Source organism: Micromonospora sp. BL4 (assembly GCF_003667505.1).
Lineage (GTDB): Bacteria > Actinomycetota > Actinomycetes > Mycobacteriales > Micromonosporaceae > Micromonospora.
The window spans coordinates 1-14,396 of the sequence record NZ_RCVJ01000082.1 but is presented as its reverse complement, the minus strand read 5'-3'; the positions used below and the strand labels follow the sequence as shown (position 1 = coordinate 14,396).

Annotated in this window: 14 protein-coding genes; 10 read left to right on the top strand and 4 right to left on the bottom strand. The window is 73.9% G+C overall.

Annotated elements, in window-relative coordinates; all coding sequences use genetic code 11:
• The first annotated feature begins 80 nt into the window (after window positions 1–80).
• The 3 genes from EAD89_RS07340 to EAD89_RS07330 all read left to right on the top strand — a co-directional run bounded on the left by EAD89_RS07340 (window position 81) and on the right by EAD89_RS07330 (window position 3,268).
• Window positions 81–365: a hypothetical protein gene (locus EAD89_RS07340; protein ID WP_121675186.1), complete on the top strand. Its 285-nt coding sequence runs from the start codon at window positions 81–83 to the stop codon at window positions 363–365.
• A gap of 38 nt (window positions 366–403) precedes the next feature.
• A complete protein-coding gene (gene lon / locus EAD89_RS07335; protein ID WP_121675185.1) occupies window positions 404–2,734 on the top strand; it encodes an endopeptidase La in 2,331 nt (776 codons plus the stop codon).
• A 129-nt stretch (window positions 2,735–2,863) separates the two neighbouring features.
• Entirely contained in the window at window positions 2,864–3,268 is a 405-nt protein-coding gene (locus tag EAD89_RS07330; RefSeq protein ID WP_121653723.1) for a DoxX family protein, read from the top strand.
• Window positions 3,269–3,316: 48 nt separating this feature from the next.
• Here EAD89_RS07330 and EAD89_RS07325 read toward each other — a convergent pair whose 3' ends face one another.
• Together EAD89_RS07325 and EAD89_RS07320 are read right to left on the bottom strand one after the other, a co-directional pair.
• Window positions 3,317–5,047, bottom strand: a complete 1,731-nt coding sequence (locus tag EAD89_RS07325; protein WP_121653722.1) for a DEAD/DEAH box helicase — start codon at window positions 5,045–5,047, stop codon at window positions 3,317–3,319.
• A 63-nt stretch (window positions 5,048–5,110) separates the two neighbouring features.
• Window positions 5,111–6,055, bottom strand: coding sequence for a hypothetical protein (locus tag EAD89_RS07320; RefSeq protein ID WP_199733431.1), 945 nt, complete (start codon window positions 6,053–6,055; stop codon window positions 5,111–5,113).
• Window positions 6,056–6,187: 132 nt separating this feature from the next.
• On the opposite strand from EAD89_RS07320, the gene EAD89_RS07315 reads away from it, so the two are divergent.
• The 4 genes from EAD89_RS07315 to EAD89_RS07300 all read left to right on the top strand — a co-directional run bounded on the left by EAD89_RS07315 (window position 6,188) and on the right by EAD89_RS07300 (window position 8,917).
• Window positions 6,188–7,342, top strand: a complete 1,155-nt coding sequence (locus EAD89_RS07315) for a sensor histidine kinase (RefSeq protein WP_121675184.1) — start codon at window positions 6,188–6,190, stop codon at window positions 7,340–7,342.
• The gene (locus tag EAD89_RS07310; protein WP_121675183.1) at window positions 7,339–7,944 is read left to right on the top strand and encodes a DNA-binding response regulator; all 606 of its coding nucleotides are present in this window, start codon (window positions 7,339–7,341) and stop codon (window positions 7,942–7,944) included. Before EAD89_RS07315 ends, EAD89_RS07310 begins: the two co-directional genes overlap by 4 nt.
• 69 nt (window positions 7,945–8,013) lie before the next feature.
• Entirely contained in the window at window positions 8,014–8,550 is a 537-nt protein-coding gene (locus EAD89_RS07305) for a 2'-5' RNA ligase family protein (protein WP_121675182.1), read from the top strand.
• Window positions 8,551–8,569: 19 nt separating this feature from the next.
• A complete protein-coding gene (locus tag EAD89_RS07300) occupies window positions 8,570–8,917 on the top strand; it encodes a cupin domain-containing protein (protein WP_121675181.1) in 348 nt (115 codons plus the stop codon).
• Between the two features lie 102 nt (window positions 8,918–9,019).
• Here EAD89_RS07300 and EAD89_RS07295 read toward each other — a convergent pair whose 3' ends face one another.
• Window positions 9,020–11,245, bottom strand: a complete 2,226-nt coding sequence (locus tag EAD89_RS07295) for a family 43 glycosylhydrolase (protein WP_121675180.1) — start codon at window positions 11,243–11,245, stop codon at window positions 9,020–9,022.
• A 111-nt stretch (window positions 11,246–11,356) separates the two neighbouring features.
• Complete coding sequence (locus tag EAD89_RS07290) at window positions 11,357–12,181, bottom strand: helix-turn-helix domain-containing protein (protein ID WP_121675179.1); 825 nt, start codon at window positions 12,179–12,181, stop codon at window positions 11,357–11,359.
• Between the two features lie 223 nt (window positions 12,182–12,404).
• On the opposite strand from EAD89_RS07290, the gene EAD89_RS07285 reads away from it, so the two are divergent.
• The 3 genes from EAD89_RS07285 to EAD89_RS07275 all read left to right on the top strand — a co-directional run bounded on the left by EAD89_RS07285 (window position 12,405) and on the right by EAD89_RS07275 (window position 14,337).
• Window positions 12,405–13,139 carry an SDR family oxidoreductase gene (locus EAD89_RS07285; RefSeq protein ID WP_121675178.1) on the top strand — a complete coding sequence of 245 codons (735 nt, stop codon included), beginning with the start codon at window positions 12,405–12,407 and terminating at the stop codon, window positions 13,137–13,139.
• Between the two features lie 24 nt (window positions 13,140–13,163).
• On the top strand, window positions 13,164–13,466 hold the full coding sequence (locus EAD89_RS07280; RefSeq protein WP_121653715.1) for a hypothetical protein: 303 nt from the start codon (window positions 13,164–13,166) through the stop codon (window positions 13,464–13,466).
• A 127-nt stretch (window positions 13,467–13,593) separates the two neighbouring features.
• Window positions 13,594–14,337 carry a helix-turn-helix transcriptional regulator gene (locus EAD89_RS07275; RefSeq protein ID WP_121675177.1) on the top strand — a complete coding sequence of 248 codons (744 nt, stop codon included), beginning with the start codon at window positions 13,594–13,596 and terminating at the stop codon, window positions 14,335–14,337.
• Window positions 14,338–14,396: the final 59 nt, after the last annotated feature.

Sequence of the window (14,396 nt, the reverse complement as noted above, 5' to 3'; positions counted from 1 at the left end):
AACCCGGACCTGGCCGACGACCTGCGCGACGACGACGCCACCTGACGCCGACCCGCCCGCCCGTACCCGAAGGAGGAACGATGTCGTCCGTCGCCGCACCCACCCGCGAGGCCGGGTTGGTCTCCGTGGTCCGTACCCGGGTGAAGCTGGTGGTCTTCGCCGGGCTGACCCTGCTGGCCGCGGCCGCCGGGCTGCCCGGCCGGGTCGTGGTCGCCCTGGGCGTGATCAGCCTGTCGATTCCGCTCGCCGTGGCGGTGGCCGGTGGACGCCGGCTGGCGCGGGAGCTGCTGTTTCCCGTTCGTCGCCCGGAGCCGGGCAGTGGTCTGGGTCACAGCCCGGAACAAGGGGAACGCTTTGTTACTTGAGTGAGACACGCTCAAGTCAACGCGATAGCAGGTGTTCGATGGCAACTCTTCCGGTACTTCCCCTGACCGACACCGTGCTGCTGCCCGGCATGGTCATCCCGGTGACCCTCGACCCGACAACCCAGGCCGCGGTCGACGCGGCCCGCGCGACCGGCGACCGCAAGCTGCTCGCCGTGCCCCGCATCGACGGCGAGTACGGCCCGGTGGGCACCGTCGCCACCATCGAGAAGGTCGGCCGACTGCCCGACGGCGAACCGGCCGCGGTGGTCCGTGGCCTGTCCCGTGCCCGGATCGGCTCCGGCGTGCCCGGCCCCGGCGCCGCGCTCTGGGTCGAGGCGACCGAACTACTCGAACCCGCGCCCGCAGGTCGGGCCCGCGAGCTCGCCCGCGAGTACCGCGCCCTGATGACGTCGGTGCTCCAGCAGCGTGGCGCCTGGCAGGTCATCGACGCCATCGAGCGGATGACCGACCTGTCCGAGCTGGCCGACTCGGCCGGCTACGTCTCCTGGCTGAGCCTGGAGCAGAAGACCGAGCTGCTCGCCGCGCCGGACGTCACCGCCCGGCTGGAGCTGCTGGTCGGCTGGGTGAAGGAACACCTGGCCGAGCAGGAGGTCACCGAGCAGATCAACACCGACGTCCGGGAGGGGCTGGAGAAGTCCCAGCGGGAGTTCCTGCTCCGCCAGCAGCTCGCCGCGATCCGCAAGGAGCTGGGTGAGGACGAGCCGGACGGCTCGGCCGACTACCGGTCCCGGGTCGAGTCCGCCGAGCTGCCGGAGAAGGTCCGCGAGGCGGCCCTGCGCGAGGTCGGCAAGCTGGAGCGCGCCAGCGACGCCTCCCCGGAGGCGGGTTGGATCCGCACCTGGCTGGACACCGTGCTCGAAATGCCGTGGGGCACGCGTACGCAGGACAACACCGACCTGGCCGCGGCGCGGGCGGTGCTCGACGCCGACCACGCCGGCCTGGCCGACGTGAAGGACCGCATCCTGGAGTACCTGGCGGTGCGCAACCGGCGTGCCGAGCGCAACCTCGGTGTGGTCGGCGGTCGCGGCTCCGGCGCGGTGCTCGCCCTCGCCGGTCCTCCCGGGGTGGGCAAGACCAGCCTCGGCGAGTCCGTGGCGCGGGCTCTCGGGCGCAACTTCGTGCGGGTGTCGCTCGGCGGCGTCCGCGACGAGGCGGAGATCCGCGGTCACCGGCGCACCTACGTCGGCGCGCTGCCCGGCCGGATCGTCCGCGCGCTGCGCGAGGCCGGCTCGATGAACCCGGTCGTGCTCCTCGACGAGGTGGACAAGCTGGCCGCCGGCTATGCCGGCGACCCGGCGGCCGCCCTGCTGGAGGTGCTCGACCCGGCACAGAACCACACCTTCCGGGACCACTACCTGGAGGTCGACCTGGACCTGTCCGACGTGCTCTTCCTGGCCACCGCCAACGTGGTGGAGTCCATCCCCGGCCCGCTGCTGGACCGGATGGAGCTGGTCATGCTGGACGGCTACACCGAGGACGAGAAGGTCGCCATCGCCCGGGACCACCTGCTGCCCCGGCAGCGGGAGCGGGCCGGGCTGACCGCCGACGAGGTGGAGATCGCCGACGAGGCGTTGGCGCTGATCGCCGGGGAGTACACCCGGGAGGCCGGCGTCCGGCAGCTCGAACGCGGCCTGGCCAAGATCCTGCGCAAGGTGGCGGTGACCTTGGCGACCGACCCGTCGCCGGTACGCGTCGACACCGACAACCTCGCCGGCTACCTGGGGCGGCCGAAGTTCACCCCGGAGTCGGCCGAGCGCACCGCGGTGCCCGGCGTGGCCACCGGCCTCGCCGTCACCGGCGCCGGTGGGGACGTGCTCTTCATCGAGGCGACCAGCATGGAGGGCGAGCCGGGGCTGACCCTGACCGGCCAGCTCGGTGACGTGATGAAGGAGTCGGCGCACATCGCGCTCTCCTACCTGCGCTCCAACGGGCGTCGGTTCGGCATCGACCCGAACGCCCTGGCGGGACGGCGGATCCACGTCCACTTCCCGGCGGGCGCGGTGCCCAAGGACGGCCCGAGCGCCGGCATCACCATGGTCACGGCCCTGGCGTCGCTGGTCACCGGCCGTCCGGTGCGTCCCGAGTTCGGGATGACCGGTGAGGTGACGCTCTCCGGTCGGGTGCTGCCGATCGGCGGGGTGAAGCAGAAGCTGCTCGCCGCGCACCGGGCCGGCCTCACCGAGGTGATCATCCCGGCGCGCAACGAGCCCGACCTGGACGACCTGCCGACCGAGGTGCGCGAGGCGCTGACCGTGCACACCCTGGCCGACGTGGCCGACGTGCTCGCCCTGGCGCTGCGCCCGGCCGACGTCCCGGCGCTGGACGGTCCGGCGCTCTTCACCGTCTGACGCTCCAACCGCAAGGACCCCCGCCGTCGCTCCGACGGCGGGGGTCCTTCGCGTACGCGCCAGGGTCTACTGTCTCGCTTGAATCCTCAACTACCTCTCCGCCGCGAGGCGTCCCCTGGAGGAACCCCCGTGAACGTGGTGCTCTGGATCATCCAGATCCTGCTCGCTGTCGTCTTTGCCGGCGCCGGCGCGGCCAAGCTGACCCAGCCCAAGGACAAGCTGCGCGAGCTGATGCGGTGGGTGGACCCGGTCCCGCCGACCCAGGTCAAGTTGCTCGGCGCCGTCGAGCTGCTGGCCGCCATCGGGCTGGTGCTGCCCCCGCTCACCGGCATCGCCACCGTGCTCACCCCCCTCGCCGCCGTCGGGCTGGTCATCGTCATGATCGGCGGCATCCTCGTGCACCTGCGCGACATGAGGCAGCAGGACACGCAGGAGCGGCGGCGCATGGAGATCCAGGGCGCGATCACCTGCGCGGTGCTGCTCGTGCTCGCCGCCGTGGTGGCGTGGGGCCGCTTCGGCCCGTACTCCTTCTGATCCATCGCGCCGGCGACCGTCGTACCCCGGCGGTCGCCGGCGGCGCGCTCAGCGCTCGTCGCCGCCGCGGTCGCGGCGCACGGTGGCCTTGCGGCCCTTGATCGTGCTGGAGCGCAACCCCGAGATCACCTCGTCGGCCACGCCCTGCGGCACCTCCACCAGCGAGAACCGGTCGGCGATCTCGATCGAGCCGATGTCCCGGCCACGGATCCCGGTCTCCCCGGTGATCGCGCCGACCAGGTCCTGCGGGCGTACCCCGGCGCGCCGGCCCAGCCCGACGAAGACCTGGACGGTGTTGCCGCCCATCCGTGGCCGACCGCCGCCGCGGCGGTCACCGCCCCGGCCACCGGACTCCGGCCGACCCTCGCGCGGGCCGCGCACCGGCGCCTGCGGGATCTCCTCCTCGTCATCCGAGCCCGGTGAGGTCACCTCGTGGGCCAGCTTCACGGCGGCGAGGGCGACCTCCATCAGGTCGAACTCGTCGGTCAGCGTCTCCACGATGACCCGGTACGGGTCGAGGTCGTCCTCCAGCAGGCTCTCCCGCAGCGCCGCCTGGGTCAGCTCCAGCCGGCGGGTGCGCATGTCGGCCACCGTGGGGATCTTGTCGATGGTGATCCGCTGGCCGGTCACCCGCTCGATGGTCTTGAGCATCCGGTGCTCACGCGGCTCGGCGAGGGTGATCGCCACGCCCTCCCGCCCGGCCCGGCCCACCCGGCCGATCCGGTGCACGTACGACTCGGGCGCCGACGGCACGTCGTAGTTGACGACGTGGGTGAGCTGCTCGACGTCCAGCCCGCGGGCCGCCACGTCGGTGGCGACCAGCAGGTCCGCGGTGCCGGCCCGCAGCCGCCCCATCACCCGGTCGCGCTGCTCCTGGCTCATCCCGCCGTGCAGCGCCTCGGAGCGGTAGCCCCGGCCGTTCATCGTCTCGGTCAGCCGGTCCACCTCCTCCCGGCTCCGGCAGAACACGATCGCCGCGGTGGGCGACTCCACGTCCAGCACGCGGCCCAGCGCGGCCGGCTTGTGCGCCCGCGTCACGATGTACGCGCTCTGCCGCACCCGGGGCGCCGCGCCGGCGACCTGCTGCTCCCGGCCGATCTCGATCCGCACCGGCTCACGCAGGTGCTGGCGGGCCATCCCGTCGATCCGGGACGGCATCGTGGCCGAGAAGAGCACCGTCTGGCGCTGCGCCGGGGCGTGCTCAAGGATCGCCTCGATGTCCTCGGCGAAGCCCATGTCGAGCATCTCGTCCGCCTCGTCGAGCACCACCGTGGCCAGCCCGCCCAGCCGCAGCGTCCCCCGGGCGATGTGGTCGAGGGCCCGCCCCGGGGTGGCCACCACCACGTCCACCCCGCTGTCCAGTGCCCGCAGCTGCCGCCCGATCGGCTGCCCACCGTAGATCGGCAGCACCCGCGCGCCCAGGTCCTTGCCGTAGCGGTGGAACGCCTCGGACACCTGCACCGCCAGCTCCCGCGTCGGCACCAGCACCAGCGCCACCGGGTCCCCGCCGTCGCGGTGCGCCACCATCCGGTGCAGCAACGGCAGCGCGAACGCCGCCGTCTTGCCGGTGCCGGTGGCGGCCTGACCGAGCAGGTCCCGGCCGTCGAGCAGCGGCGGGATCGCCTCCCGCTGGATGGGGGTCGGCTCCTCGTAACCGAGGGCGGCCAGGGCGCCCAGCAGTTCGGCGCGCAGCCCGAGTTCCGTGAAGGCGTGCGCCTCGTCGGTGCCGTCGGGGGTGGTGTCGGTCGGTGCGTCGTGCTGTGCAGGTGCGGAACTCATGTGCCAAGCCTTTCATCACGCCGTCCGGCCCGCTGCGGCGACCGGCACAAGAGCACACCCGGGTCAGTCGCCGCTGCTCAGGATCGCCACGATCATCACCGCGGCGAGGGCCACGTCGAGCACTACGCAGAACTCGGCGTAGCCGCGCGGCACCACCCGGCGGGTGCGGTGGTGCACCACGTCCCAGCCGGCGTGCGCCAGCCACCCGAGCGCCACCAGCCACGCGGCGGCCCGTCCACCGCTCGCGACCGCCACCAGCGTCAGGGCGACCCAGATGACCAGACCGACGAGTTGGGTGGCGAGCACACCCGGCCCGCGCAACGTCCGGCGGAGCGCGCCGACCAGCAGGTAGCCGCCGGGCAGCACCAGCATCGTCCACGGGCTGAGTACGCCGGGGTCGACCCACATGTCCACGGTCAACAGCAGCGCCAACCCGGTCGGCCAGCGGCGGGCGAGCGCCACCACGGCCGGATGCCGGCGGATCACCGCCGGCGACTCGTGCCGGTGCCGCACCGCCACCAGCACCATCGCCGGGACCATCAGCAGATGACCGCCGAGCAGCAGCGCGTCCCCGCCCAGCGCACCGACCCAGAACGGTACGAGCAGCAGCAGGAACGGCACGTACATCGCGGCGGCCATCTCGACGACCCCCCGCCAGTGGTGCGCCCGGTAGCGCATCCACACCGTCATCCCGACGGTCATGTTCGTGGCCATCACCAGCGCGGCCACGTCCGGGCGGGCCAGCGCCCCGGCGAGCCCCACCGGGGCACCGGCCATCTCCCACAGCGGCCCGAGCAGCACCATCCCGGCGATCATCGCGAGCGCCATCTCGCCTAGGTGCCACAACAGCCGGCGCGTGGAGCCGGTCGGTGTCGCGTCGGGCCGCGTTGCGGGCGCAAGCACCGGCCCCGGCGACGCGGCGTCCGCGGGCGCCAGGTGGTCGGTCGGCAGTGGCCCGGGCGACGGTACGGAGGCGGCGGTGTCCGCGTACATCGGTGTCTTCTTCATGCCGTTGACCCTGCCGGCGTTCCGGCGCGGTGGGCAGGCTCGTCCGTCACCGGAATTCCGTGCGGATCGCACGGTCCGACCGTGACAACTCGCACGGGTGGACCGTGCGTCCGGCGGTCCTAGGATCGACGCGTGGCGAGCGAGGCGGTGATCCCCCGGGCGGACCGCCGGCTGCGCCGGGCTCGGCAGGCGACACTGCTGTCGCTGGCCACCGGTGTGTGGGCGACCGTGCTGCTGCCCGCGGTGGGCCTGACCCGGGAGGCGGACACCGGCCGCGTCGCGCTCGGCGCGGTCGGCATCTGCGCCTTCGCGGCCGCCCAGACCGCCGTGCTGTACGCCGCGGTCACCCCGTGGCTCGCACAACGGTGGCGACGCCGCGCGCAGGTCGGTCTGGCCGTCGTGGCCGCCCTGACCGTGCCGTTGGTCGCCCCGGTCGCGGCCGGTGCCTGGCCGACCTGGGCGTGGATCGGCGCCGCCCTGATGGGGATGGCTCCGCTGCTGGTCGGCCTCCCGGCCGCGGTGGCGGTCACCGTCGGCACCCTGCTCGTGTCGGCGGGCGTGGCGTGGTGGACCGACGGCTCGGTGGGCCGGTACCTGGCGGTGACCGGTGGGATCGGTGCCGCCGTGGCGGCGGTCAACTGGTTGCAGGTCTGGTTCTGGGGTCTGCTCGTGGAGGCCCGGCAGGGTCAGGCCGCCCAGGCTCAACTGGCCGCCGCCGAGGAGCGGCTGCGGTTCGCCCGCGACGTGCACGACGTGCTGGGGCACAGCCTCACCGTGATCGCGTTGAAAGCCGAACTCGCCGCCCGGCTGGCGCCGGTCGACGCGGAGCGGGCCGGCCGGGAGGCCGCCGAGGTGCAGCGGCTCGCCGCGTCCGCGCTGACCGAGGTCCGCGAGACCGTGCGCGGCTACCGCGCGGTCGACCTCGGTGAGCAGGTGGCCGCCGTGGCGGGGGTGCTGCGCTCCTGCGGCGTGCGCTGCTCGGTGCCGACGCCACCAGCCGAGGTGCCGCAGCCGGCCGCCACCGAACTGGCCGCGGTGTTGCGCGAGGCGGGCACCAACGTGTTGCGGCACAGCCAGGCTGACTGGTGCCGGATCCGCATCGAGCGGGAGGGGAACGCGATCAGGATGACGGTCGCCAACGACGGCGCCGACGACCGGGGCCCGGACGAGCACAGCCACGGCCTGCGCGGCCTGGCCGACCGGCTCGCCGCGGTCGGCGGAGAGCTGCGGGTACGCCGCCAGGACGCGGTGTTCACCCTTGAGGTCACCGTGCCGGTGCCGTCGTGATCCGCGTCCTGCTCGCCGACGACGAGGACCTGATCCGGGTGGCGGTCGCCGCCCTGCTCGGCCTGGAAGCGGACATCGACGTGGTGGCCCAGGCCTCCGACGGGCCCTCGGCGGTCACCGCGACGCTCGCGCATCGCCCGGACGTGGCCGTGGTGGACCTGGAGATGCCCGGCCTGGACGGCATCGCGGTGGCCGCCGAACTGACCCGTGTCCGTCCTGAGTGCGCGGTGGTCGTGCTGACCGGGCACGGCCGCCCGGGGCACCTGCGCCAGGCGTTGACCGCCGGCGCGCGAGGCTTCGTGCCCAAGGGCTCGCCGGGCGGCGCGCTCGCCGACGTGATCCGGCGGGTGCACGCCGGCGGCCGGTACGTCGACCCGTCGCTGGCCGCCGACGCGCTGACCCTGCCCGCGTGCCCGTTGACGCCTCGCGAACTGGAGACGCTGCGGCTGGCCGAGTTCGGCGCCCCGGTGGCGGTGATCGCCCGCCGGGTGCACCTGTCCACCGGCACCGTCCGCAACCACCTGTCCGCCGCCGTGCAGAAACTCGGCGCCGCCGACCGGGCCGAGGCCGTGCGCACCGCCCGCGACAACGGCTGGCTCTGACCGGGCCGACCCTCTGGGTGATCAGGTTTGCGACCGATTCGGGCAGCAGGAGCTTGCTAGCGTGGGTCGGTGCGTACCGTGGAACTGGTCTGCTCGGCCGGGTTGGACGGCGCGGTCCGGTCCGCCTGGGACCGGTTGGCCGCGGCGGGGCTGCCCAGCCTGGCCCGCAACACCCACCCGACCAACCGGCCGCACCTGACCCTCGCCGTGGTGGATGAGTTCCCGCCCGGGGCCCAGCACCGCCTGATCGAGCTGTTCGACGCGGCGCTGCCGGCGCCGGTCACGCTCGACCGCATCGTCGTCCTCGACGGCAGTGCCCCGTTGGTCTGGCTCGTGCGACCCGCGCCGGCGCTGACCGCGCTGCACGCCGCCGTGTGGGGCGTCCTCGCCGACGCGGACGGGCACCGGCCCTGGCACGCCCCGGGCGCGTGGGTGCCGCACCTGAGTCTGGCGCTGCGGTTCCGCGACGCGGACCTGCGGCTGGCCCGTGCGGTGGCCGGTGGTCAGCGACCGACCGGCGAGTTCGTGCAGGCACGGAGCTACGACGGCACGGACCGCACCGTGACTCCGCTGACCGCTGGGTCCGGCTCCCCCCGTCGCGCATGACGTTGACTAGGCTCCCGCCATGCTGATCATCGAAGGCGCCGGGGTGTGGACGTCCCCCTCGGGAGCGGCCAACGACTGGGTGGAGCACCTGAGGGTGCCGGACCTCTCGGTGGGGACGTACTGCATTCCCGTCGGTGGCGTCGACGATCAGAGCCCGCACACCGAGGATGAGATCTACGTGGTCACCGCAGGCCGGGCCCGGATCGTGACGCCGGACGGTGCGGCAGAGGTCGGCCCCGGTTCGGTCATCTTCGTGCCGGCGGGCGAGGAGCACCGGTTCGACGAGGTGACCGAGGACCTGGCCCTGCTGGTGGTGTTCGGCCCGGCGTACGGCTCGCGCTCGACCGGCGGTGAGCCGCTCGGCTGACCGCGACGACTCCGATGACGGCCGGGGTCGCACGCCGGCGCCCGCGCCGCCGGGCTGGACGGCCCGGGTGCCGCACACCGGGCCGTCCAGAACACAGCTGCGTCAGCGGTAGAAACGCAGGTAGTCGAACTCGGCGGTGACCGGAGGCTCTGCGCCGCCGTGCGCGACCAGCCCGATCCGCGGGGTGGTGTCGGCCGGGAAGGTCCACACCGCACCCCACGTCCAGGTACGCCCGTCCCGGCTGGAACCGGCCCGGAACTCGTGCTCACCGGAGACCGGGTCGACGTGGTGCGCCAGCCGCAGCCACGTGGTGGTGGCCGGGATGCCGACGATGCTGCCGCCGTACACCGGCTGGCCGGCGAAGGGCAGCTCGTAGCCGTACTCCACCTGCCGGGTGTTCCAGATCGCCACCTGGGCCAGCCGGGCGAACCGGTCGTCGTCCACGTACGCGACCAGCCCGGCCTGCTGGTAGTTGCGGACCGTCTCCTCGCCCAGGTCCAGCGTCACCTTCGTCTCCACCACGTAGTCGCCGCGCGGCGCGTCACGCAGCAGCACCCCGGCGGTGTTGCCGGTGCCGGTGAGGTCGGCGGCCTGCACCGGCCAGCGCAGCGCGCCGCCGCCGACGGTGGCCGCCGGGTCCTCGCGCACCCACTGCCAGTCGCCGTCCAGCCCGTCGCCGAACTCGTCGGAGTACGCCCCCAGCGGCGCGCCGACCCGGGGCTCGGGCACGGCCCGTCGAGCCGGCTCGTACAGCCGGGCCACGCTGACGTTGTCGAACACGGCCGGGCCGCCGCTGGCGGCCAGTGCCGGTCGGCCGGCGACCGGGCGGTCCAGCCGCAGCGACACCACGGCGAGCTGGTCACCGAGCCGGGCCGGGCTCAGCTCGGCGACGAGCTGCCGCCCGCGTACCTCGATGGCCAGGTTGTGCCGGTCGGCCAGGTCGATCCCGGCGGGCAGCGGCGCGGTCGCGCGCCGGTCGCCGTCGCGGGCCACCAGCCGGCCGCCGGCCGCGTCCACCCGGACCTCGACCCGGTCGCCGAGGGTGATCCCGGCGGTGGTCGCGCCGGTCAGCCGCAGGTCGGCCTCCGCCCGGACGTCCCCGCCGATGGTGGTACGGCTGGTCAGCGCGCCGCTGCCGGTGAGCTGGCCGTCGGTGGCCCGCCATTCGCCGGCGGCACGTCGCCAACCGGCCAGGCTGGCGGTGTCGAACCGGTCGTCGATCCGGCCGGTGGTCACCGGCGCGGGCCGGTTGCCCTCGGACGGGCCGGCGCCGGCGTTCACCGTCGGCCAGCCGTCGATCCAGTCCAGCCGGTCCAGCAGCATCGGGCGTTCGTTGATGCCGAACGGCTCGTCCAGGTACGGGTCGGCGCGGTCGATCGCGTGGTAGACGATCCAGTCCTGGCCGGACAGGTCGGTGAGGAAGCCGTTGTGTCCGGTGCCGATCCACCGGTTGCCGTTCTGGGTGAGCACCGGCGTGCCGCCGGCCCGGGACGCGGTCAGCGCCACGCCGTCGCGGTCGGTGAACGGGCCGCGCGGGCTGCGCGCGCGTCCCACCTGGACGGAGTAGCCGGTGGCCGGGCCGGCGCAGCAGTTCGCGGTGGAGGCGAAGAGGTAGTACCAGCCGTCGTGGCGCAGCACGTAGCTGCCCTCGAACTTGTTGTCGATGGCCACCAGGGTCGGTGTGCCGACCGCGGTCAGCCCGTCCGGGCTGAGCTCGGTGACCGAGATGCCGCCGTAGTAGCTGCCGTGGTAGAGGTAGCTGCGACCGTCGACGTCGGTGAACTGGCTGGGGTCGATGGTCCACAGGTAGCCACCACCACCGCCGGGACGCGGGGCGACGACGGGCTCGGCGGCGAAGGTCCACGGTCCCGTCGGGCTGGGCGCGGTGGCCGCGCCGATGGCGTAGTCACTGCCCTCGGTGGAGACGGTGGTGTCGGTGACCGTCACGTACATGACCCAGCGGTCGCCGAGACGGCGCACATCCGGGGCCCAGAACGCCGCCCCGGCCGCTGCGTACGGTGGGCGCTGGTCGGGGCCGAACGCGTCACCCACGTACGTCCAGTCGACCAGGTCGGCCGAGCGGGCGGTGGGCACCCGGTGGAACTCGTGCTCGCCCTCGCGCAGCGGGTCCGTGGTGCCGTAGGCGTACCAGAAGCCGTCGTCGCCGCGGACGATCACCGGGTCGGCGAAGGTGTCGCCGACGGCGGCGGAGATCGGATTGCGGTAGCGGGTCGGGCTGTCGGCGCTGGCCGCGGGTACGGGTGCGGTCGCGGCCAGGATCAGACCGAGCGCGGCGGCGAGCGCGCCGCCGCGGCGGAGGTGTCGCATGTGGACCTGCCTCGGGGGAGTGGGCGGTGTGTCGACATGGTTCGGTGCGTGCCCCCGTTTCTACAACGATGGATACAACGTTGTAAAGAGCGGGCCGTGCCGCAGAGTGGTTCAGTCCGAGGCGTGCACGGCGGCCAGGTAGGCGAGGGCCTCCGCGCTGCGACCGCCCGGCGCCGGCGTACCGACCAGCAGTTGCTGACCTGGCGCGTCGCGGACGTCGAAGGTCTGGTAGGTCAGCTCGATCCGCCCGGCGTCCGGGTGGTGCACGACCTTGAACATGCGGGTCAGGCCGCCCACCGTCTGGTCGTCCCAGAGCGAGCGGAATTCGGGTGAGGCCTGCCGCAGGTCGGCCACGAGCGCCCGGATCTGCTCGTCGTCCGGAAACAGGCCGGCGTTGAGCCGCATGGCGTGCACGACATTCTCCGTGAGGGTCGGCCAGTCCGGGAACACGCTGCGCGCCTGCGGGTGCTGGAACAGCACCCGGACCATGTTGGCGGTGCCCGCGAACGGGGACAGCAGCGCCGCCGCGACACCGTTGGTGGCCAGCACGTCGAACGCCGGACTGAGCACGTAGGCGGCGGAGGTGGGGAAGGCGTCCAGCAACCGCAGCAGCTCGGGGTGGACCGAGGCGCGGGAGCTGCCCGGGCCCAGTGCGGGGTTGAGCCCGGCGACACGGAAGAGGTGGCCGCGCGCGTCCGGGGTGAGACGCAGGGCCCGCCCGATCGCGTCGAGCACCTGTGGGGACGGGTTGCGTTCCCGGCCCTGTTCCAGGCGCGCGTAGTAGTCGACGCTCACACCGGCCAGCACCGCGATCTCCTCGCGGCGCAACCCCGCCACCCGGCGGTCGCCGCCGCCGCGCAGCCCGACATCCCGAGGGTCGACTCGGGCGCGCTGGGCTCGGAGGTACGCGCCGAGACGGTTGTCGGTAGCGGGCATTCCACCAGCCTAAAACCCCTGCTCCGGGGCCTGCCAGGGTGCGGTGCTCCCTGGCAGTCGCCCGCTGCCGTGCCCTCGGCGTCCCGCAGGCGCTGGCCAACCGGCGCGGGCCGGGACCGCGTCGTACCTGGGTGCGCCGGTACCAGGAAAGCGCGCCCTTCCCGGGCCCCCACGCCAGCAGGATGGTTGGGCACACCAGGCACCAACCGGACCAGGAGCAGCAATGACCAGCCCGGACTCCAAGATCGTTCTTATCACCGGCGCGAGCAGCGGCATCGGTGCGGCCACGGCCCGCCGACTGGCCGCCGACGGCCATCACGTCGTGCTCGGCGCCCGGCGCGTCGACCGACTCTCCGCACTCGTCGCCGAACTGCGCCTCGCCGGCGGCACGGCCGAGTACCACCAACTCGACGTGACCAGCCGGGACAGCGTGAACGCCTTCGTCACCGGCGCCCACGACCGGCACGGCCGCATCGACGTGCTGATCAACAACGCCGGCGTGATGGCCCTGTCCACGCTCGACGCGCTGCGGACCGACGAGTGGGAGCAGATGATCGACGTGAACCTGCGCGGCACCCTGCACGGTGTCGCGGCCGCCCTGCCGCTCATGCGGGCCCGCGGCACGGGCCACATCATCAACATCGGCTCCTCCGCCGCCTACCGTGTCGACCCGACCGCCGCGATCTACTGCGCCACCAAGTACGCGGTCCGGGCTCTCACCGAGGGACTGCGCCAGGAGAGCAGGGACGTACGGGTGACGCTCGTGAGCCCCGGCTACACCCACTCGGAACTCACCGAACACGGCGGCGACCCGCAGATCCAGTCCGCAGCCCGCGCCGCGTCCGAGGAACTCGGCATGCCGGCCGCCGCGGTCGCCGACGCCATCGCCTCCGCGATCGCGCAACCCGACACCGTCGACATCAACGAGATCATCATGCGGTCCACCGCGCAGGCCTGACCGACCACGACAAGGGGTACGACCATGAGCGAAGCGCTCGAAATGACGACGTTCCGGCTCGTCACCGGCCTCACCGGGGCCGACTTCGTCGCCGCCAACGAGGACATCAACACCTACCTGCGGCGTCAGCCCGGGTTCCGCTGGCGTCGCATCACCGAGGACGACGACGGCCTGATCACCGACATCGTGGCGTGGGACTCCGCCAGCGACGGCCGGCGCAGCGCCGCGGGGATCATGACCGAGATGGTGGACTCCCCGGTGCACGCGACCATCGACCAGGCCACCGTCGACTTCCGGATCGTCCCGGTGCTGCAACACGTCACCTGACCACGTCCCTCGCGCCGCTCCCGTCGCCGCACGGCTGGGTCGTCGGCCCCTGACGGTGCCGTTCGGCCCACCGGGCGCGCCGACGCCCGGACCCGGCCCGGGGATGCCAAGGGGCGATGATGGGGCGATGAACGCTGTCACCGAGGGCCGGGGCATGGCCGAGTTGGCCGCCCTGCTGGCCGACGGCACCCGGGCCGGCATCTGCCTCGCGCTGCTCGACGGCCGGGCCTGGACCGCCGGGGAGTTGGCCCGGCGGGCCGGGGTCGCTCCGTCGACCGCGAGCGACCACCTCACCCGCCTCGTGCGGGGTGGGCTGCTCATCGAGGAGCGCCAGGGCCGGCACCGCTACCTGCGGCTGGCCGGGCCGGCGGTGGCCCAGCTGATCGAGAGCCTGGCCGGGCACGCCCCGGCCGCGCCCGCGCCGACCGGGTCGCTGCGGGCTACCACCGCAGGCGCCGCGCTGGCGTACGCCCGGACCTGCTACGACCACCTCGCCGGGCGCCTCGGCGTGCTGATGTACGACGCGCTGCTCGCCGACGGGCGGGTGGACCGGGCCAGCGGGCTGACGCTGACCCCCGACGGGTGGGCGTGGGCGGCCGGGCTGGGCGTGCCGGTGGACGTGCTGCGTACCGCCCGCCGCCCGGTGGTCCGCGACTGCCTGGACTGGACCGAGCGCCGGCCGCACCTGGCCGGGGCGCTCGGCGCGGCGCTCTGCCGTCGCTTCACCGAGCTGGGCTGGACCACGCGGGCGACCGGTCGAGCCGTCCGCCTCACCCCGACCGGCCGGTCCGCCCTGGCCGAGACCCTGGCCGTTCCCGAACACGTCCTCGCACCCACCCCGGCGCCGCAGCTCACCGGCGGCCGCGCCTGATCCCTGGGTGCGGGGTCAGACGCAACCGTGGCGGGGTGGGTGCGGCGGGGCGGGACGGG